Source organism: Psychrobacter sp. Ps7 (assembly GCF_022129225.1).
GTDB classification, from domain to species: Bacteria; Pseudomonadota; Gammaproteobacteria; order Pseudomonadales; family Moraxellaceae; genus Psychrobacter; species Psychrobacter immobilis_A.
The window spans coordinates 85,807-106,823 of sequence record NZ_JADQAH010000001.1 but is presented as its reverse complement, the minus strand read 5'-3'; the positions used below and the strand labels follow the sequence as shown (position 1 = coordinate 106,823).

Genomic DNA, 21,017 nt, shown 5'->3' with positions numbered 1-21,017 from the left:
AATGGAAATAACACCAATGAGCTTAGATTCGATGAATTAAGTAAATTAGCAAACCCAAATAATGATAATTCAAATATGACAGAGAACAGTAATGAAGCGTCTTCACAACCTGATATGGTTGCTGATTTACCAGTACTCGCTAAAGACAGTTATTATTTAAGTCGTCTCGAGCGTGAGCTGGCAAGGGCTGCCGTGGCTAAAAATAAAAAAGTTTCTGACGATAAAGCGGATGATGGGCTAACTAAAAAACGTGCGCAGTATGAAAAAATCAAGACCCGCTCACAGCAAGCGGTGCAGGCACGTATGGATAGTATTCCAGACAAACTGGCAGAAAAACTGAATCTTGATTTGCCCGTGAGTCAACGTGCAGAAGATTTAGTACAGGCAATTATTGATCACCAAGTCATTATTGTTGCAGGGGAGACAGGTTCTGGTAAGACGACGCAATTGCCGAAGCTGGCAATGCTGGCAGGTCGCGGTATCACTGGGCAGATAGGGCATACCCAGCCTCGACGATTGGCCGCGCGCAGTGTGGCAAACCGTATCGCTGAAGAATTGGGCGAGCAGCTCGGTAATACTGTCAGCTTCAAGATTCGCTTTAATGAGCAGGGTACGGCGCAATCTGTTGTTAAGCTGATGACCGATGGTATCTTGCTGGCTGAATTGGGTCACGATAGATTCTTGAGTAAATACGATACCATCATTATTGATGAGGCGCATGAGCGTAGCTTAAACATTGATTTTATTATGGGTTATCTGAAAAAGCTACTGCCCAAACGTCCTGATTTAAAAGTGATTATTACCTCAGCAACACTTGATACCAAACGCTTTAGTGAATATTTTAGTCGTTATGATAATAAGCTAAAACGCAACGTACCTGCGCCTATTTTCAATGTCGAAGGTCGTAGTTTTCCTGTTGAAGTTCGTTACCGTCCGCTGACCGATGAGCCAGTGAACAGCTCGGATGATGACAGCTATGATGACTTTGAAGAAAATCTGCCACGTGCGGTCGTTGCCGCCGTCGAAGAATGCTTTAGCGATGCACAAAATAAAGGTCATGCTGACCAAGCAGATATCTTGATATTTGCCGCCACAGAAGCGGAGATTCGTGAGCTACAAGAGGTGCTTGAGCGTCATGGACCCAAGCACACCGAAGTGCTGCCACTATTTGCACGGCAGACTTATGAAGAGCAGCAGCGTATCTTCCAGCCGTCAGGTCGTGGTCGGCGTATCGTTATCGCGACCAACGTTGCCGAGACGGCGCTGACCGTACCCGGTATTCGCTATGTCATTGATTTGGGTTTTGCGCGGATTTCGCGTTATTCGTATCGCTCACGCGTACAGCGTTTACCGATTGAAGCTATCTCACAAGCCGCTGCCAATCAGCGTAAAGGTCGTTGTGGTCGTGTCGCACCAGGGGTTTGCATTCGTCTGTATAGTGAAGAGGACTTTACTGGTCGTCCAGAATTTACCGAACCTGAAATTTTACGGACCAATCTTGCATCCGTTATTTTACAGATGGCCAATCTGCGCTTAGGTAGTGTTGATGATTTTGCCTTTATCGAGCCACCCGATAGCCGCTTGGTTACTGATGGGCATAAATTGCTCGATGAATTGGGTGCCATTACCTCGAAAAGCGAAGCAACTGCTGCTCATCAAACCAATAAGCCAAAACCCAAAAACAGCCTCGACCATTTAAGCCTGACGCCCACTGGGCAAAAAATGGCGCGTATGCCAATCGATCCAAGGCTAGCACGTATGTTGGTTGCGGGCAGTGATTTTGATTGTATCCGTGAGATGCTGATTGTAGTAGCGGCTCTTGCTGTACAGGATCCACGCGAGCGTCCTGCCAATAAACGTCAGCAAGCCGATCAAAAGCATGCGGAATTTCGTCAAGATGATTCTGACTTTTTATTCTATTTGAGTCTGTGGAAAGCATTGTTTGAAAAAGATGAAGATGGCAATAAGCTGTCTGGCAATCAGCGTAAGAATTTTACCAAGAAAAACTATCTGAGCTTCCCGCGTGTACGTGAGTGGAATCAAACCCATCGTCAGTTAGTACAAATGGTCACAGACCTTAAGCTGACGGATGTTAAAGAGGCAAAAGCTTCCGATAAAGGAACCGATAAAAATACTTCGTTAGAAAACATGACTAGCGATCCTACCGCGATCGAAGATGAAGAACTTAAAGCGGTTAAATATGCCAATTTACACCGCGCATTATTGACAGGTCTATTGTCTACGATTGCGCATAAAACCGAAAATCGCGGTGAATACTTAGCCGCGCGCCAGCAAAAAGCCAAAATATTCCCAGCCAGTACAGTATTTAAACAAGTACCGCCTTGGGTCATGGCTTTTGAAGTGGTCGAAACCTCGCAAGTCTTTATGCGCACTGTTGCCAAAATTGAACCAGAATGGATTATCTCAGCGGCAGGTGACTTATTAAAGTATCACTACTTTGAGCCGCATTGGTCGAAGAAGACTGGACGAGTGAAAGCTTACGCGCAGATTAGCTTATTTGGGCTGATTATTATTAGTAAACAGCTGACTAATTATGAGCAAGTGAACTTAGTTGAGTCACGAGAAATCTTTATCCGTGATGGTCTGGTGACTGGTAATTTGGGGCGTCAAGCGCCATTTTTACAGCATAATATGGATAAAATTGCCGACATTGAACGCATTGAAGATAAGTTACGTCGCCGTGATTTGTTGGTTGACGAAGAAGCACTGTATCAGTTTTATGATAAAAAAATACCTGAGCATATTGCCAGTCGCAAAGCCTTTGAAGATTGGCGTGCCGAGGTCGAAAAAACCGATGCCAAATATCTATTCTTTACCGATGATGACGTGCTCAATAGCCAAGCACCGACCACAGGCGATTTCCCAGAAGTGTGGAAATTGGGTGATTTAAAACTACCGTTACGTTATGTCTTTGATCCGTCCAGCGATGATGATGGCGTGACCATTCGTGTGCCACTTGCCGCGCTACCGCAGCTTGATGCGATCGAACTATTATGGGGCGTACCCGGTTGGCGTTATGAGCTAGTATTGCAATTACTTAAGTCACTACCAAAGGATATTCGCCGTCAAATTGTACCGATTCCTGATACAGCCGACAGCTTGTTTGATGAACTGCAACCCGCTGGTGGACAAGGATTGCTTAAACAGCTTTGCCAAGCGCTCAACCGTCGCGGCGTTATGTCAGTGACGCCTGATAGCTTTAATCCCTCTAGCATTGATCGCTATTTGCAGCCCCAAATCTGTGTGGTCGATGACAAAAACCGTATTATCGAAAAGGGTCGCGACCTGCAAACCCTACAGATTCGCCATGCTCAAGAGACCCGCCAAGCGGTGAATGAGCAGCAAGGTACGCATACTGAATTCCCTGAGCATTTTGCCTTTAGCAAAAATCATCATAGTGCAGGGGTGGTGATGAAACAGTTTGCTGCTTTGGTTGCAGATGCGTCAGGTGAAGCGGTATCTATCCATCAATATACCGATGTCAATGCAGCGTTACAGGCACACCGTATCGGGGTTTTGACCTTGATAAAAGGTAAGCTTGGTGCGAAGAAAAAACAGCTGACCAGCCAAATTGATAAGATATTTAAATTGGCATTCGCGCCACTTGGTGATATGGAGAAGCTAAAAACCATCGTCATCGACGCGGCATTGGACGCGTCGCTTGAAGAGCATTATGTGTTATTTGATCACAGTGCTGATTTGCCTGAAAGCGCTGATGATACTGCCGTAGCGCTTGCTGAAGAATTGCCCTTTACACCAGAAGAGTACGAGAAGACCTTGGAAGTGGTGGCGGGCAACTTCCTATTGACCGGTCAAAGTGTGATAAAAACGCTTAAAAATGTCTATACGCGCTGGCAACGTATTCGCCAAAGCTTACTCATGCTCGATCGAGAAATATTTGGTGAGTCTATCGAAGATATCGAAGACCAGTTAGAAGATTTGCACTTGGCTGATTTTGTTTATCGTATGGATTATAGTCATTGGCAGCAGTATCCACGCTATCTAGAGGCGCTTGAAATTCGTATCGAACGGCTTGAGCACAATCTCGAATCCGATCTCGACGGTGTCTATGCCCTTGATGAGCATATGGAGCGGTTGGCAAATCGTGCCAATGATAAAGCCATTAGTGAGTATCGCTGGATGGTCGAGGAGTATCGTATTCAGCTATTCGCGCAACCGATGAAAACCCGCATGGCGGTGTCACCGAAGCGCCTAAGCAAGATGTGGGATAAAATGAGTTAGGATAGCGTTAGATTTTTAAAACTTGCTAATTGACAGCATATGATAATTGTCTTGTATAGCTCTTTGATTTAGTCGATAATATTTGATTAAATCAAAGAGCTATTATTTTTTATACCAACGTTTTTTGGATGTTACCTAATATATTGATGTAAGTTTTTGAGCAGGATAAAAAATAATGATTAAAGATAGATTGATAATATTAGGATTTGCATCAACTATATTTATGAGTACGGGCTGTGATGAGACACAAGCCAGTAATAATGAAAATGTAAAGGTATTCGCGCCAACAAGCGTAGAAAAAGAAGTGCAGTTACGCGGTAAGTTTAAAAGAAGCTTTGAAGTTCACGAGTTCGTTTCTGATAACATCATTTACTATGTATCAGATCCACAGCAGTTATTGATTGAAAATTCGAAAAGTCTCAAGCAAAAAGGTTATTACAAATATTTCGAAACTTGCGTCATTGGTAGCATTAGCCCCATCGGTCAATATGGGCCTCTAGGCAAGTATCAAAATCAAATAACTATTCGTGAGATTTGCGCGTAGCTTTGATAGCGTAGGTTATCGAATGGATACCCTACTGATTTTAAGTAACCAACCCTCACTCACTATCAATAAAAAGGCTGGGTTAGCAATTGCTAACCCAGCCTTTTGTTTAAGTGCCATTGTTTTTTTGCGACGGACAAATCTTTTATGAAACCAAAAAGCAAAGGTGGCGTCATATGACCTTTGCTCTAAAATTTAGCACCTGAGTAAAATTAGTGGCTGATCTTTTCTGTCAGCACACCCATACTATAAAGCACGAATGCTATAACGGTCAGTGCTACAATAAATGGCGTGAGTATCCAAATCACCACATTGATCAATAATGAGGGCAATAATCCATTAAATAATACCGTGTTTGGTGTAAAAAAGTCCGTCATGACATCGACTGCACGCTTAGCTACGGGGAATAACAAGGTGCTTAGTGCCAGCATATAAATATACTTGCTAAAACCAGGGTCGCTCATGACCACCATAAAATAAAACACCAAAAAGTAAGTGACACCTAATGCCCAGCATTTGAGAGTATAGCTTAAACGAATCATGTTAGTGCCTCCCGAAATATTCTGACGATCACACGTAGAAAAATTATTATAATAGTTGCAAAATTATGAATATATAATATATGTTATAATATGAATATATAGACCAAGTCAACTGTTTTTTTTTAAGTAAGATATTTCGTCGTTTGTTTGGCTGGAAAGAGAGAGGATGTAATTATCTGTTAAACAGATAATTACATTGTGTACGCAGTTAATTATGAAGCTGTCAAGGCGTAGAGGAATTGCCCTAGTCAGAAACCATTATAGTAGGGGCATCATGCTAAATATTTAACTCACTGCTTGGGCTTACTCCAAATAGCCGCTTATATTCACGGCTAAATTGGCTGGGACTTTCATAGCCTACTTGCATGGCGATTTGCGATACTTGTGCCTCGCCGAGTTGAATAAGCTGCCGCGCTTTCATCAATCGTAGACTTTTTTGATATTGAAGCGGGCTTAGTTGAGTGATTTCTTTAAAATGTTGATGAAATCCCGACACACTCATACCGCATCGACTGGCCAAATCTTCTATGATGACGGGCTCTTCTAAATGCGCTTTTAGCCAATCGGTAGCTTGGGCAATACGGTGGGTGTGACTGCCGTTAACCACCAGTTGCCGAAGTTTATGACCTTGCTGTGCTGAGAGCAGCCGATAATAAATTTCTTGCTGAATTAAAGGTGATAAAAACTCTATATCATTTGGATAATTAAGCAAGTCTATCAGCCGTTCGAATGCGGTTAATATGGTGTCTTCTAACGGCCATTTTATACCTTGATGCTCATAATCGGCATTTTTCTGAGGTGGTATTTGTGCCATTACCTCACGAATGAGCGCCAGATTTAATTTCATAGACAATACGATGACAGGCTTCTCTACAGTGGCGTGTTTGATATGCATGCTTATAGGAATATTGACAGGGCAGAACATCAGGCTGCTGTCATCAAATTTTTGGCAATCTGTACCTAAGTAAATTTCACGCGTGCCTTGTAAGACGATACATATACTAGGTTCTTGGATATAGCTGAACGTCTTTCTTGGTCTGTCGGCACAATAAAAAAACAAGCCTGAAATGTCTGATTCGATGGTTTGGTTTTTGGGTAATATACTAAGTAGCTGCTCTACCGTTTTTGTTTTCATGATTTATGCTTACTTTATAATTTGCCTAATGATATAAATATTTATAGTATTAGGCAAGAGTTCTGGAGTAATGCTCTACCAGATTAGCCTGCTCACTTCTATAATGATGGCATCAAAACGCAGCAAGATTGATTTGCAGCGTTTTGCACAATACCAATAACATGCCAATCCATAAGGAGTATATGATGAAGATTTTCTATAAAACGCGCGCAACGGCAACGGGTGGTCGTTCTGGTCATACAGGTCTTGACGATGGTTCGCTAAGTTTTGATCTGGTCTCTTTTCAAGAAACAGGCAAGGAAGGTGTCAATCCAGAGCAGCTTTTTGCAATGGGTTACGCGGCTTGTTTTGATAGTGCTTTAAATCTGACCGCCCAGCAAATGAAACTACCAATCATTGCCTCAAAAACCTCTACTCAAGTGGGTATTGGTATGAAAGCCGATGGTAGCTATAACCTAGATATAGATTTGTATGTTGAAGTGTCGGGCATTGATAAGGCTCAAGCGCAAACACTGGTCGAAACAGCTCATCAAGTTTGCCCATACTCTAATGCTACTCGCGGTAATGTCGATGCACGTTTGCATGTGACCGTGGTTTAACGGTCAGCAGTAGTTAACAACTGATTCAACAGCTGTTCTAATAACTATAAACAAATATAAAAACGACATGACTTTCAACTGCTTGGGTATATAAAGTATTCAGGCAGTTTTTTATTGAGTGATTCAACGTTGATCATTAAGATTAAATTATCAAGCATAAAAAGTTAAGCATAAAAAAGAGCCAGTAGTTTGACTACTGGCTCTTTCGTTTTCAATAGGTGTGAATAAAAACATGGGTTTTATTCAAATAACCACCACGTATTATTTACGCTTGTTTCTAGGGTTATTATAGTTGGCAGTTCACTTGGTATTGTTGACCATTATCTGATTTGATGGTCATGATGCCGTAATCCGCTTTGGTGTGCCAATCGTAAGTGGTTTTAGGGTTAACATTATTGACATAACGAGCGCCAGAACCTGATACCGCTTGCTCCATAGTGATTTTTGCATTGGTCAAGCCAACTTCAGGCAAGGTCACGTTTAGGTTAGCAGTCTGACCATTGGCAGTGTAGGCAGCAGTAAGTTGACCGTTGTCCTCACAAGTGAATGATTGGACTACTGGCTGAGTATTGGTCTCTGGGGTTGTAGTGGTTGGTGCATTAGTGGCGCAGGCAGACAATAATAGAGCAAAAGGTGCTACGGCTAATAATTTTTTCATAATATGCCTCAAAAGTATCGGTAAAAGTAGGTTGTTACTTCAAGCAACATGATACCGTAGAGAATGTAACTTCATGTTGTGTTTGAGAGCTATGGTAGTAATCTTATCTGTCTTTTTTATGACTAAGCCTCTATTAGCCTATTTATTTTAAATAACGAATGAGAATATTTCACGTAGGGGCTTTTTCTCTATTTAAAATAAATACCAATACTGCACCCAAGATAACTGAGCTTGCTATAACGAATGGCAAGGTCAATTGCTCAGATAAAAACACCACGCCTAATATCGCAGCCAGTATAGGTACACACAGTTGTACAACTGCTGCTTGGGTGTTTTTTAACAAAGGCATGGCCATATACCAGATGCTATAGCCTATACCGGATGCGATCGCTCCTGACGCAAAGGCCAAAAGTACTCCTTTTATAGTAATATCACCTAAATTGATGTTTTCCAAGCCTATATTTTCTAGATAAGTCATGCCTATCACTAACAGTATGGGCGCTGCTATCAGACTCCGAATGAAATTAAAACCTGTGGCTCGCAGCGGTGACACGCATGATTTGCCGCGTATGCTATATATGCCCCAAGCAGCACCACTGATTGCCATAAGCACCGCCGCCAGTAACGAAGGCACCGCTGCTGACGGTAGCATCAAATAGACAAACCCTGATACCGCTACGATAAATGCCAGCCATTGTAAGCCGCTCAATTGCTCTTTTTTATAGATGCCCCAACCAATCATCGTCAGCTGAACCGCTGAAAATAGAATCAGCGCTCCTGTACCAGTATCCAACTCTACATAAGCAATCGAAAAGCATAGCGCATAAATCACTAAGCTCAGGCTACTTAACCAGCTACCTTTGTCGTTTAAAATAGCAGCGTGAGCAATGCTGTCAGGCTCTCGCACATGCTGTCGTAACCGATAAGCATGAATGGTCATGATAATACCTAGGCAGACAGCAGCGCTCAGCAGGCGCAGAATGGTAAAGCTCCAAGCATCTATATGACCCTCTGCTAACGCCATACGGCAAAAGAGAGAGTTTGCAGCAAAGGCGATTAATGCAATAACGGTGTACAAGGTGGCTTTCAAAAATAATTCCTACAATAAAGAAGTTGGTTTTTAAATAAAATAGGCAAATCTGATTTTTAGGGATGTTGTTAACGCCGTTTTTTACCAGCAAAAATAATGGCTGAAGTGTGAAAACTGAGTTGCTAGCTGCTAGTTGCCAATTGAGAGGTTTCTCACAACAGACCATATTTTATTGCACTCGCAGGCGAAAGTGTTTTTTAAATTGGACTGATGATAGTTGAATTAACAATAAAGACCGACTGCAAGGGTGGTGGCAGGTCAAGCGCATATTCAGAACGATTGCTGAAGTTAATCGTCATAAATCAAATAAAAACAATAGATAGGAAAAAGTAATATGGATTGGGCAAGTATTTTTATTCATGACACCACTTGGGCATTTGCGCTTGAGATATTGGTGCGTGTCAGCGTCATGTTTGTGCTAATTATCTCGTTTTTGCGTTTGACGGGCAAACGCGGCGTCCGTCAGCTGTCAATCTTTGAGTTGACCATTATTTTATCATTGGGTTCTATCGCAGGTGACCCTATGTTTAACGAGGATTTGCCGATTATTCAGGCGGTGCTGGTCATGAGCGCCGTTATCCTGCTTTATCGATTGTGCACGTGGATCATGATGGAATTCCAACCTTTTGAAGATCTGTTAGAAGGGAAATCGCTCTATATTGTAGAAGACGGGATGCTAGTACTCGATAAGATTAAAAAGGGTAAAATGTCTCATGATGAGTTTTTTACTGAAATGCGCCAACAAGGGGTTGAGCATTTAGGTCAAGTGCGTACAGGCTTGCTAGAGACAGACGGTAATTTTAGTATATTGTTATATCCGCCTGAAAACACTGGCTATGGTATGCCGCTTTTCCCTAAGCAGTATCAACCTGTCGAAGAGATAGAGTCAGAAACATATTACGCATGTATGCATTGCGGCTATGTCGATCATATATCTGACCCCAATCAGCTCTGTGAACGCTGTGAGAATGGATGTCGAGACTGGGCGAAGGCCTTGAATAGTGAGATCGTTAGATAATAATAAATGAGATGATAGCTATATTAAATTATCTATTAGTAGATCGAGCTGTCTTATGTTGGCAGGCTTAATAATAGCCAATTCTACCAACGTAAGACAGCCCTAGACTAAACGCTTTTGACATGCCCTATCTGAATTAGGCAATTTTATACCAATCAATTTTACGGGTCATGACCATCACGCAAGCGAGTAGCACAAAACAGAAGACAGCACCAAGCAATAAATTCATATCTTCGGTGGTTAATATACCGAAAAACGCCGCATACAATCCTGCCAATGTGACAGTAAAAATCGCCGCTCGCTTGACGCCGCCCAGTACATAATAAGTATACCAACCAATGAGTCCAACACAGGCGCTGGCAGCAATGGCATACGCTTTCCAAAAGACAATTTGCTCAGCAAGTGGTAATAGTAAGACATAAAACACAAACAGCGCGCAACCGACCAACAGATATTGAATAGGGTGAATACGGCTGGATTTGATCACTTCAAATAAGAAGAAAGTGCCGAATGATACTAAGATTAATAATAAGGCATATTTCATCGTTCGTTCAGTTCGTAAATACACATCATTAGGCTCAGCAAAACTCACACCAAAGCTGTTCAGGCGCACGTTTCGATAGCTATCAGGTATGTCAGTAGCTTCTGCTGTAGCAGCGCCTTCCATTGCCATAAGCGCATCACCAGAAGCCATTGACTGGCTGTTGTTATCAAGAGTGGCTTGACTGGTGACGACACATCGGTTGTTAGCGATGCTGACACATTGCGACAAATCTTGATTGTTGGCTATTGTTAAATACTGATTTTGCCAACTGGCTTCAAAACCTTTAGCGGTAAGTTTTTTGGCATTGGGGAGCGCCTTACCAATAAAGTTTGGCGCATGCCAATTACTGCGCATCGTTAAGTTAAAGTTTTGTCCCGTCGGTACAGTGTTTACATTGCTAATACCAGCTAACGGTAAATCAGTGACGATTTCTGTAGTGGTCAATGACTCGCTAGCATCGTTCGTAGCAAGAGCGTTATTGCCATTCTGCTGGCTCGTTATATTTTTTACTGAACGCTGTAATATATCTTGCGGAATAGCTACTTCTACATAGGTCAGGTTTTTCAGCAGCGCTGTCTGAGGGTAGGTCGCTTTTATCGGTTTTTTATCAATGGTTACCGTTGGTAGCGTCGCAACGCCGCGCAGATCTGATACTGGAATAATCAATTTTGCTGCATTCCAGTGGATAATGGTTTTTTCGGGCTGGGTGTTATTTTTATTGGTGGGTGTGTTGATGGAGCCTTGTGCGTCACTAGTTTTGCTCGTAGTGTCATATAAGCTGCTGATGGCTTGATCAAATGTATAGCGTTGGTCAAATGTCAACGCACCATCATAACTGGTCGCATGATAGATGCCACGTTTGTAGGTATCAGTGCTGACTTCAAGATCTTGTAGAGCTTGGGTCTGACTGGCAAAGACAATTTCATTTTTTAAATAGGATGGTGCACATTTATTGGTTGTTTCAGGTGCTGTAATCTGACATTCAGGCGTAATCGTGGTAGGGATGATAATAAATGGGGTGATGACTTCTTGCGGATTGACGTGCTGCTGGGCAATTTCTTTGACCACCGACGCGGCATAATTTTGTCGTTCGTAGATGACCGAGCCAATCATACCGAGACCGATGGCAAAAATAATACAAAGCCCAGCGATGATGGACAATTTCGTCAATAGTGTTTTTTGCATGAAAGCTCCTCATATGAATCTTTAGTCCAAAACTGTACATATAACAGTCAATAGGTTCAAAGAAGATCATAGAGGAGAGATGAAGAAAAAATATGTAAGAACGATGGAGAGTATGTGGAAAAATAAGCCTTAGTATTTTCTGATATCAGTATCTTCTGGCATCAGTGTTTTTTAGTATCACCAACCACTTTATCCATAATAGCAAATAATAAACCAGACAACACAAAAGTCATATGAATGATGACTTTCCACATGAGTTTGTCCGCTTCACCCTCACTCAATTCATTAGGAATATCCATAAATGACTTTAATAGATCAATCGCAGAAATAGCGACGATGGCACCGATGACTTTTAGTTTTAGACCAGAAAAATCTACTTTGCCCATCCAACTAGGTCGATCAACGTGATCACCAGTATCAATTTTTGAGACAAATATTTCATAGCCACTAAATATGATGATTAATAATAAACTGGCTACTAAAGAGAGGTCGACCAACACTAATATATTAACGATTACATCTGATACAGAAGCGCTAAATACAGTATTGAACATCATGGCTGTTTTTTGAATGAATTTTATAAATAATAAAACAATCCCTAAGACCAGCCCTAAATAAAAAGGCGCTAATATCCAGCGGCTGTTAAAGATGGTTTTTTCTAGGTATCGTTCAATGTTTTTTAGCATGGACATCTCTTAATGCTCTTAAAGGTAAGGTTGTAGGTCATTTACTGATAACGTGGTATAGATGGATTTAAGAAAGCCATTCGAGCACTTGTTGTACCCGCTCATCTCTATCACCACCTATGCGATGAAAGGGCTTTTGGTGACGGGTCAGCTGACTTTCAAAATAAGCACTGATTTCATCACGTTGATGGGGGCTATCACGCAAATCATCGGCGACCCACGGAATATCAACTTCGGTTAATAAAATCAAGTCATAATGATGTGTTAACGCCGCTTGGGTAAGTGCATCAGGGCAATCACCATAATACCAATTAGAATAAACCATTAGCTCAAATAAACTGGTGTCACAAAACAAGTAGCTGCTATCGGAATTTTGCGCGGCTTGTGCGGCGAGCTTATTTTCTAACTCAATTTGACCTTGTGCAATAGGGAGTAAATCCTCCCAAGTGCAAGTTAAGTGTTCCTTATCCCATTTCGCTTGTAGATAGGTGCGCATGTATTCTGGCACCCAAGGGCAGCCAAAATGCGCTGCCAAGTCGCGACATAGCGTGGTCTTACCAGTGCTCTCTGCCCCTAGGATAGCGACATTGATGACCGATTTAGGCGTATGCTGCTTTAGGTTGCAAGCGGTAACGTCGTTGCCATTCATAGTAAGCCCAAATTGCGATAAGAGTGAAGACTACGTATTGTAGCGCAGTAAAAGTGAGACCTTTATAAAAGTATAGCGGGACTGAAATAGCATCGGCGATTATCCAGAGTATCCAATGCTCAATTTTGCGCCGCGCCATCAGCCACATCGCCATCAAAAACAGCGCGGTGGTCAGCATATCGGTGTAATCGACCCACGTAAATAAATGCAAACCTAATACCGCGCCATCAAAGCTAAAGTTATTATTGATGACTGGTCTGAAGTAATACACCAACGCGACAAAGGCAATAGTTGCCGAGGCTAGTAAGGCGAGTATTGGCACATCTTTTTTATCGAGATGTTCTACTTGAATAGCATTCTGGGCGTTAGTCCTTGCTAACGACTCATTTTGCTGCTGACCAGTAGGGTTGATATAATCTTGCTGTTTTTTTATGGCTGTGTTTTTCTTACTCTGTGTCCAATTGATCCAGCCATAGAGACTCATCACCGTATAATAGGCATTGATAAACATATCGCCAAATAACTGCCATTTCCACAACAGATAGACAAATATAGCGGTGCTGACGAGACCTATCGGAAATACCAAAATATTGGTTCTGCTGGCGAGTAAGACACTTGCTACCCCAAATATGACAGCAATCAATTCCAGAGAAATAAAGACAGTGGGATAGTCAGCGTATTGTCCAAATAACCAGTTAAAAATTTCTACCATGAGTATTCCCAAATATGAGCGGGTTTATGTCTCGCAGTTTTATGCGCTCGAACTGTAAACGTGTCGCTAGCAAAGTGCGCCAATTATAGCGTAGCTGCTCCAAAATGAAGTCAGGACTTTACTTATTTTTCGCAACAAACAGATTATTTGTAACAAAGTATTAGAAAAATAATTATATTCAGGCATAATAAAGGCTCTGATTTTAAGTTTACAGTTATTCACTGAAATCAAACGACTGTTATTTTTCCACTTTTATGCTTATCCCAAGCCCTATAGTAGTAGACAAGGAAGCTTATCATGACGACTTGTATCACAGGCACTGGCCTGTATATTCCGCCTTATAGCATCAGTAATGAAGAGCTAGTAGATTCATTTAATAAGTATGTTGAGAATTATAATGCAAAGCATGCTGACGAGATAGCAGCAGGAACTTTGACTGCCCTAGAGCCTTCTTCAGCAGCCTTTATCGAAAAAGTATCTGGTATCAAATCACGTTATGTGATGGAAAAGGATGGTATTTTAGATCCTGAAATCATGGCACCAGTGATTCCTTATCGTCATTTAGGTGAAGAGCTGTCTATCATGGCAGAAATGGGTACTGCGGCTTTGAAAGACGCGCTAGCAGATGCAGGTCTTGAGGCGAATGACCTAGATGGTATCATTCTTGCCTGTTCAAACTTTCAGCGTACTTATCCTGCAGTCGCTATCGAGATTCAAAATGCAATTGGTATGATTGGTGGTTTTGCTTATGATATGAACGTTGCTTGTAGCGCCGCGACTTTTGGTCTGTCGCAAGCACACGGTTCTATCGTTTCTGGTCTGGCTAAGCGCATCGCTGTGGTCAACGTTGAGATTACCTCAGCGCATCTAAACTGGCGTAACCGTGACAGCCACTTTATCTTTGGTGATGTCGCAACAGCATCTATCGTCGAAGAGCTAGACACGCCAAAAGGTTATGAGATTCTTAACTCTAAGCTATTCACCCAGTTTTCGACCAATATCAAAAACGAATACGGCTTTATGGATCGCTCAGAGTTCTTAGCGGCACAGACTGAGATGTATCCAGACATTAAAGAGCCTGTTACCGACAAGCTATTCTTACAAAATGGTCGAAAAGTGTTCCGTGAAGTCTGTCCAAAGGTTTCAGAGGTCATCACTGAGCATTTGCAAGAAAACGATATCGCAACGTCTGACGTTAAAATGATGTGGCTGCACCAAGCCAACGCCAATATGTTGGATTTAATCCTACGTACGGTCATCGGTAAAGAAGCAGATAAAGCGATTGTGCCAAGTGTCATTGCTGAATTTGCTAACACCAGTTCAGCCAGTCCGATGATTGTTTTCCATCGCTATAAAGATGAGCTGGCATCAGGTGATTTGGGTGTTATCTGTTCATTTGGTGCTGGTTACTCTATCGGTTCAGTGTTGGTGAGTAAGGTTTAATTTTTAAAGTAAAATCTGTTACTAATAAAAAATAGCTAAGAGCAACCTTAGCTATTTTTTTTGTCTGTTATTTTTGTTATGAGCATTTAATCACATTATTTAAGCAATATATTATTCAAGAATGAGGCGCTATTTGAGAATATAACGGGAAGAATGCTTAGAATATCGACAAGAATGCTTAGAGGTTTTAATTTACCCCGAAAAATTTGCTATAATCACGGTCTTATTCCTCTCATCCAATTAAAAGTCCTTTTATGAAAGAATCCTTACGCCTGCGTTTAGACCAGATGGTAGACCGTTATGAAGAGGTCACCGCCTTATTATCAGATCCTAGTATCATCAGCGATAATAATAAATTCCGTGAATTGTCTGTCGAGCACAGCGACTTGATGGATATCACCACTTTATGGCAGAACTATGTGCGTGCAGAAACGGATCAGGCTGATGCAGAGGCTATGCTGGCTGATGCATCAGATCCTGACATGAAAGAGATGATGATCGATGAGATTGATAACGCCCGCGAGACCATCGTAGAGATGGAAGAGGCGCTCAATGTCATGATGCTACCAAAAGATCCGAATGATAAAGTGCCTGCTTTCTTGGAAATTCGTGCGGGTACAGGTGGTGATGAAGCCGCGATTTTCTCTGGTGACTTGTTCCGAATGTACCAAAAATACGCGCAGACACAAGGCTGGACAGTGGAAGTATTGTCGGCAAGTGAAGGCGAGCATGGCGGTTATAAAGAAATCATCACTCGCGTATCAGGCAACAGCGTGTATGGTCGCTTAAAGTTTGAATCTGGCGTACACCGTGTGCAGCGTGTGCCTGAAACCGAAAGCCAAGGTCGCGTGCATACCTCAGCTTGTACCGTGGCGGTGATGCCTGAGGTTGAGATTGATGATACAGTGGATCTGAACCCAGCCGATATCCGCTTTGACACTTTCCGTTCAAGCGGTGCGGGTGGTCAGCACGTTAACACCACTGACTCAGCCGTACGTTTGACCCACATTCCAACGGGTACCGTGGTAGAGTGTCAACAAGAGCGTAGCCAGCACAAAAACCGTGCGCAAGCGATGAAAATGCTGATTTCAAAGATTCAGCAAGTCAAAGTACAGGCTCAAGTTGATGCCGCAGACACCATCCGTCGTGATTTGGTCGGTAGTGGCGATCGCTCAGAACGCATTCGCACTTATAATTTCCCACAAGGTCGCATGACTGATCACCGTATTAACCTGACGTTATACAAGCTTGATGCCATCATGGAAGGCGACTTGGATGAGATTCTTGATGCACTGTTGCGTGAGCATCAGGCTGATTTGATGGCCAGTATCGGCGGTGGTGATTAGTAACCATCAGGATATTAATGACTAGAGGCTCAATAGCTGGTCGTGATTCCATTAATTCGTAAAAGCGTGACACTGTCTAGATGACAGTGTCTGTTTGTTTATAGCTGTTTTTTTACGGCTATCGACTATGATAATAAGTATAGATTTAATTTTGCAGTTTTCGTTTATTCCATTTAATTACCTAATAATATTGAGAGTGTTATGTCAAAGCACAACAATCAGAATCAAGAGCAAGCCCCAGAAGACGCTAACGAGCTAATTGCTCAGCTGCAAGCTAAGCTAGACGATATCACTGCTTCAGGCAAGCAGCCTTATCCAAATACGTTCAAACGCACCGATTATGCGCAAGATTTGCAAACAGCCTTTGACGGCATCTCAAAACAAGAAATTGAAGAAAAAGCGGCGAATGGCGAAAAAACACAGGTCAACGTGGCAGGTCGCGTCATGCTGAACCGTGGTGCCTTTATTGTTATTCAAGACATGACGGGTCGCATTCAGTTATATGTTGCACGCAAAGAGTTGGATCCAGAGACGTTAGCGACCATTAAATCATTAGATTTGGGTGATATTGTTGGCGTATCAGGCTATATCGGTCGCTCAGGCAAGGGCGATTTATATGTGCATATCGAAGAGTTTCAGTTATTGACTAAAGCGTTACGTCCAATGCCAAACAAGTTCCATGGTTTAGCTGATGTCGAAGCTCGCTATCGTAATCGTCATCTTGATTTGATGACCAATGAGACGACTCGTGATACCTTTATGATTCGCAGTCAAGTCATTAGCGGCATTCGCAAGTTTATGTTAAATGAGCGTTTCATGGAAGTTGAGACGCCGATGATGCATCCTATCCCAGGTGGTGCGGTGGCGCGTCCGTTTGTGACGCATCATAACGCTCTAGATATGCCTTTATATCTGCGTATCGCGCCTGAGCTTTACTTGAAGCGCTTAGTCGTTGGTGGTTTTGAAAGAGTGTTCGAGATTAACCGCAGCTTCCGTAACGAAGGTGTATCAACTCGCCATAATCCTGAATTTACCATGATTGAATTTTATCAAGCGTATGCTGATTATCATGACTTGATGGATTTGACCGAACGCTTATTTAATGAATTGGCGATGGATATTTTGGGCACGACTGAGATTACTTATCAAGAAGAAGCCATCAGTCTAAAAGCGCCATTTATACGTTTATCTATGTCTGATGCAATTGCAAAATATGCTGAAAACTTCGATATGGCACGTATCAATGACCGTGAATATCTGGCAGAGTACGCCTCGACAACGCTTAAACAGCAAGTGAAAGAGGTGTTTGGTGTGGGCAAACTACAGACCATTATCTTTGAAGAAACCGCTGAACATCAATTGCGTCAGCCAACGTTCATCACTGAATATCCAGCGGAAACGTCACCACTGGCACGCCGTAGTGATGACAATCCTGAAATCACCGATCGTTTTGAGCTATTCATTGGTGGTCGTGAACTGGCCAATGGCTTTAGCGAGCTTAATGATCCTGCTGATCAGGCAGAACGCTTCCGTGGACAAGTCGCTGAAAAAGACGCTGGTGATGATGAAGCGATGCATTTTGATGAAGAATACATCGAAGCGCTGTCTTATGGCTTACCACCAACCGCAGGCGAAGGTATCGGCATTGACCGTTTAGTGATGTTGTTTACCGATTCTGCCAGTATTCGTGATGTGATTTTATTTCCGCATATGCGTCGCAAATTAGAAAGCTAGAACTGGTTTACTTGCCATAAATCCATGCTGGGACTAAACTGAACATAAGAAAGCTCTTTTGCTTTCAATGGAATGGTCCCAGATTCTTTATGAGACCTCATTTATAGGGATATCATGGATACTCAGCACGCGTCACCCTCACTTTGGCAACAAATGATTCAACAAAGTTTCTTATCTTTGTATGAGTTACCAGCAGATAAAACAACCAATCCTAAGCAGTTTCAAGGTTATGATTTTGTTTTTGAGTTTTCTAGCGCTATCATTTATTTGATCGTCAATGATGTAGTGATGCGAGCGAGTAGGCAAAAAGTAGACAGCGCTCAAGTTCGTGAGTGGAGAAAAGAAGTCGTCAACCAACTAATTAAGCGTCACGCTCAGCTTTATCTAAAAAACGATAAGTCGATGGCAGAAAGTAATACCTCGACAGCTGGTAAGGATGTTTATTTCATTGGTTTGACGTCACTGTCTGTCATGCATCAAGATAATAAACCACAAGCATCCTCGCATACGGTTGATTATGAATATGGTAGTCAGTTTTTTGCTGAAGACTGTGTTTTAGATCTGGATGATGAGCAGAGTGTCTTACAGGTATTTAGCCATCAAAACTTTGTCGATATCATCAGCCAATTGGTTACGCCAAGCGATTTGTCCGCATTTTTAGACTTTCATCGCAGCCAGCTGACAGGGTTTGAGTCATTCCAAGACGAATCGACATTACTTACCCAGTTTTTACAGTCGCCTGACTTTCATCAAAGAGCGATTAGGGTGCAAGAGCAATTGATTGATAATCAGTTGATCGATCAGATTGAGCAACGCTTGCTCAAAGCTACAGAACCAGATCAGGCAGTCTTTGCCAAAGCACTCATGGCTGAGATTCAGAAAAATACTCGGATGTGGTACAAGCTGTTTAATAGTTTGATCAAAAATTATTATGAGGCAGGTCAACCCCTACCAAAAGAGCCAGTCGATATTTTGGTCGATGAGTCAATGTACACTTACGCTTGTTTGGTTGAAAAAATCTTAGCCTACAAAACGATGGATCAAGACTCTCGCTGGAATGGCTATGTTTGTCATGAGCACTCTTATCACGTGTTTGGACGCCATTATCTGATGGTTTTCTATGCGCAAGATGATAATAGTTCGCTGAGTGCTGATAAGGTTCGCACGTCTCAACAAGATTTGTTGTTGGAGCTCAATGCTCAAATGCAGGATCCAGTGATGGATGATTTGTTTTTGATTGGCGTAGAGTTTAGACCTTGTGATGATAGCGTCAATACAGAGGTGCATTTGGATGCCTTTTATCAAAAAGGCTCAGTGATTGACGCCAATACTCAGCGCTTATATGAACGTTTAGCACAACTTCAAGCGCAGTTATAATCTAAACCTAATATAGCTTACTGGTTTGACACTCCATCTATATTTGTATTATTCACATTGGCATTTATTATGACGCAGCAATATCAAGTTTTAGCGCGCAAATACCGTCCCAAAAACTTTCACGAGTTGATTGGGCAAACGCATGTTTCTCAAGCATTGATTAATGCGATTGATTATAACCGTTTGCATCATGCTTACCTCTTTACGGGCACACGCGGTGTGGGTAAGACCACGATTGCGCGTATCCTATCTAAATGTTTGAACTGCGATACGGGTATCACTAGTACCCCTTGCGGTGTGTGTGATAACTGCGTGGCAATCGATCAAGGGCGATTTATCGATCTTATCGAGATTGATGCGGCATCCCGTACCAAAGTAGAAGACACACGTGAGTTGCTGGATAATGTACCGTATGCGCCAAGTCAGGGGCGTTATAAAGTATACCTGATTGATGAAGTACATATGTTGTCCACACACAGTTTTAATGCGCTTCTTAAAACTTTGGAAGAACCCCCTGAGCATGTAAAATTCTTACTTGCCACGACTGATCCGCAAAAGTTGCCGATTACCATTATTTCGCGTTGTTTGCAGTTTGTACTACGTCCGCTACCGCAAACGTTACTCAGCGAGCATTTGGCAAATGTTCTTACCCAAGAGCAGGTAGGTTATACGCAGCCTGCGCTCTGGCAATTGGCCAGTGCCGCCAAAGGCTCGGTACGTGATGCGTTGTCATTGACCGATCAGGCCATTGCTTTTGGTCAAGGTGCGCTCGATGATGTCACTGTAAACGCCATGCTTGGTTTAATTGATGCGGCTGATCTGGTCAGTTTAATTACTGATATCTATAACCATGACAAATCTGCTGTCGCGGCTCACATAGAACAAATGCGCGCGCAAATGGTTGATGCGACGAGTATGTTTGATGGTCTTACTGAATTACTGCATCAATTAGCGTTGACTCAGCTGTTGCCTGAAGTGGCATTAAATGTGAATGAGGCACAGGCGCAAGATATTAACACGCTTGCGCAGCATATGAGTCCAGACGTTCTGCAACTGTATTATGAGATTGTCGTGCAAGCACGTGAAGGTATTAAGCTTGCGAGCACACCAATGCAAGCGCTGGAAATGTGCATTTTACGTCTGCTAGCATTTCGTCCGTTGCCAGTCGATGAGATATTAAATCATACTTATGCTGGCTCTGTATCATCTGAAATGCCAGCTATAGAAGATGGAACATCTACACGTTCTACACAGTTATCAAATAGCCACTCGGCTTCTGCACCGCCATTACAGTCTTATGGCGTTGATTATCAAGCACGAGATAATGATGATTTGCAAGTCGAGACCTATGACAATATTGAGCCAAGTTTGGCTCAAAATTCTGAGCAAAATCATGATGTATTAGTTACTAACCCTGAACCCGTTGTTGAGCCTGAACTCGTTGTTGAGCCTGAACTCGTTGTTGAGCCTGAACTCGTTGTTGAGCCTGAAC

General features: G+C 42.4%; 17 protein-coding genes. 9 read left to right on the top strand and 8 right to left on the bottom strand.

All coding sequences use genetic code 11. The features are described 5' to 3' along the window. Positions 1 to 75 precede the first annotated feature (75 nt). Both hrpA and I3257_RS00400 read left to right on the top strand, forming a co-directional pair. Positions 76 to 4,263 (top strand): ATP-dependent RNA helicase HrpA, encoded by a 4,188-nt coding sequence (gene hrpA / locus I3257_RS00405; protein ID WP_238048520.1) that lies wholly within the window; start codon positions 76 to 78, stop codon positions 4,261 to 4,263. A 175-nt stretch (positions 4,264 to 4,438) separates the two neighbouring features. Next, positions 4,439 to 4,807: a hypothetical protein gene (locus I3257_RS00400; RefSeq protein ID WP_238048463.1), complete on the top strand. Its 369-nt coding sequence runs from the start codon at positions 4,439 to 4,441 to the stop codon at positions 4,805 to 4,807. Positions 4,808 to 5,019: 212 nt separating this feature from the next. On the opposite strand, the gene I3257_RS00395 is transcribed toward I3257_RS00400, so the two are convergent. Both I3257_RS00395 and I3257_RS00390 read right to left on the bottom strand, forming a co-directional pair. Continuing rightward, on the bottom strand, positions 5,020 to 5,349 hold the full coding sequence (locus I3257_RS00395) for a hypothetical protein (protein ID WP_201581360.1): 330 nt from the start codon (positions 5,347 to 5,349) through the stop codon (positions 5,020 to 5,022). Between the two features lie 277 nt (positions 5,350 to 5,626). Continuing rightward, the gene (locus I3257_RS00390) at positions 5,627 to 6,484 is read right to left on the bottom strand and encodes an AraC family transcriptional regulator (protein WP_238048462.1); all 858 of its coding nucleotides are present in this window, start codon (positions 6,482 to 6,484) and stop codon (positions 5,627 to 5,629) included. Between the two features lie 185 nt (positions 6,485 to 6,669). On the opposite strand from I3257_RS00390, the gene I3257_RS00385 reads away from it, so the two are divergent. Further along, positions 6,670 to 7,083, top strand: coding sequence for an organic hydroperoxide resistance protein (locus I3257_RS00385; protein WP_238048519.1), 414 nt, complete (start codon positions 6,670 to 6,672; stop codon positions 7,081 to 7,083). 286 nt (positions 7,084 to 7,369) lie between these two features. On the opposite strand, the gene I3257_RS00380 is transcribed toward I3257_RS00385, so the two are convergent. Continuing rightward, positions 7,370 to 7,741: an MliC family protein gene (locus I3257_RS00380; RefSeq protein ID WP_238048461.1), complete on the bottom strand. Its 372-nt coding sequence runs from the start codon at positions 7,739 to 7,741 to the stop codon at positions 7,370 to 7,372. A 169-nt stretch (positions 7,742 to 7,910) separates the two neighbouring features. Beyond that, the gene (locus tag I3257_RS00375) at positions 7,911 to 8,831 is read right to left on the bottom strand and encodes a DMT family transporter (RefSeq protein WP_238048460.1); all 921 of its coding nucleotides are present in this window, start codon (positions 8,829 to 8,831) and stop codon (positions 7,911 to 7,913) included. A gap of 334 nt (positions 8,832 to 9,165) precedes the next feature. On the opposite strand from I3257_RS00375, the gene I3257_RS00370 reads away from it, so the two are divergent. Further along, positions 9,166 to 9,849, top strand: coding sequence for a YetF domain-containing protein (locus tag I3257_RS00370; RefSeq protein ID WP_238048459.1), 684 nt, complete (start codon positions 9,166 to 9,168; stop codon positions 9,847 to 9,849). Between the two features lie 136 nt (positions 9,850 to 9,985). Here the strand turns inward: I3257_RS00370 and creD are convergent, their stop codons facing one another. The 4 genes from creD to pnuC form a co-directional block, all read right to left on the bottom strand. Next, complete coding sequence (creD, locus tag I3257_RS00365) at positions 9,986 to 11,578, bottom strand: cell envelope integrity protein CreD (protein ID WP_238048458.1); 1,593 nt, start codon at positions 11,576 to 11,578, stop codon at positions 9,986 to 9,988. Positions 11,579 to 11,739: 161 nt separating this feature from the next. Continuing rightward, entirely contained in the window at positions 11,740 to 12,264 is a 525-nt protein-coding gene (locus I3257_RS00360) for a TIGR00645 family protein (protein ID WP_238048457.1), read from the bottom strand. A gap of 67 nt (positions 12,265 to 12,331) precedes the next feature. After that, positions 12,332 to 12,913: an ATP-binding protein gene (locus I3257_RS00355; protein WP_238048456.1), complete on the bottom strand. Its 582-nt coding sequence runs from the start codon at positions 12,911 to 12,913 to the stop codon at positions 12,332 to 12,334. Next, positions 12,864 to 13,625: a nicotinamide riboside transporter PnuC gene (gene pnuC, locus I3257_RS00350; RefSeq protein WP_238048455.1), complete on the bottom strand. Its 762-nt coding sequence runs from the start codon at positions 13,623 to 13,625 to the stop codon at positions 12,864 to 12,866. Before pnuC ends, I3257_RS00355 begins: the two co-directional genes overlap by 50 nt. 297 nt (positions 13,626 to 13,922) lie before the next feature. On the opposite strand from pnuC, the gene I3257_RS00345 reads away from it, so the two are divergent. The 5 genes from I3257_RS00345 to dnaX all read left to right on the top strand — a co-directional run. Further along, positions 13,923 to 15,068, top strand: coding sequence for a beta-ketoacyl-ACP synthase III (locus tag I3257_RS00345; protein WP_238048454.1), 1,146 nt, complete (start codon positions 13,923 to 13,925; stop codon positions 15,066 to 15,068). A 254-nt stretch (positions 15,069 to 15,322) separates the two neighbouring features. Beyond that, positions 15,323 to 16,414 (top strand): peptide chain release factor 1, encoded by a 1,092-nt coding sequence (gene prfA / locus I3257_RS00340; protein WP_060491084.1) that lies wholly within the window; start codon positions 15,323 to 15,325, stop codon positions 16,412 to 16,414. A 201-nt stretch (positions 16,415 to 16,615) separates the two neighbouring features. Beyond that, the gene (lysS, locus tag I3257_RS00335; RefSeq protein ID WP_238048453.1) at positions 16,616 to 18,148 is read left to right on the top strand and encodes a lysine--tRNA ligase; all 1,533 of its coding nucleotides are present in this window, start codon (positions 16,616 to 16,618) and stop codon (positions 18,146 to 18,148) included. Positions 18,149 to 18,262: 114 nt separating this feature from the next. Next, a complete protein-coding gene (locus I3257_RS00330; RefSeq protein ID WP_238048452.1) occupies positions 18,263 to 19,525 on the top strand; it encodes a hypothetical protein in 1,263 nt (420 codons plus the stop codon). A 69-nt stretch (positions 19,526 to 19,594) separates the two neighbouring features. Continuing rightward, positions 19,595 to 21,017: DNA polymerase III subunit gamma/tau (dnaX, locus tag I3257_RS00325; RefSeq protein WP_238048451.1), on the top strand; the 1,423-nt coding region annotated here is incomplete at its 3' end.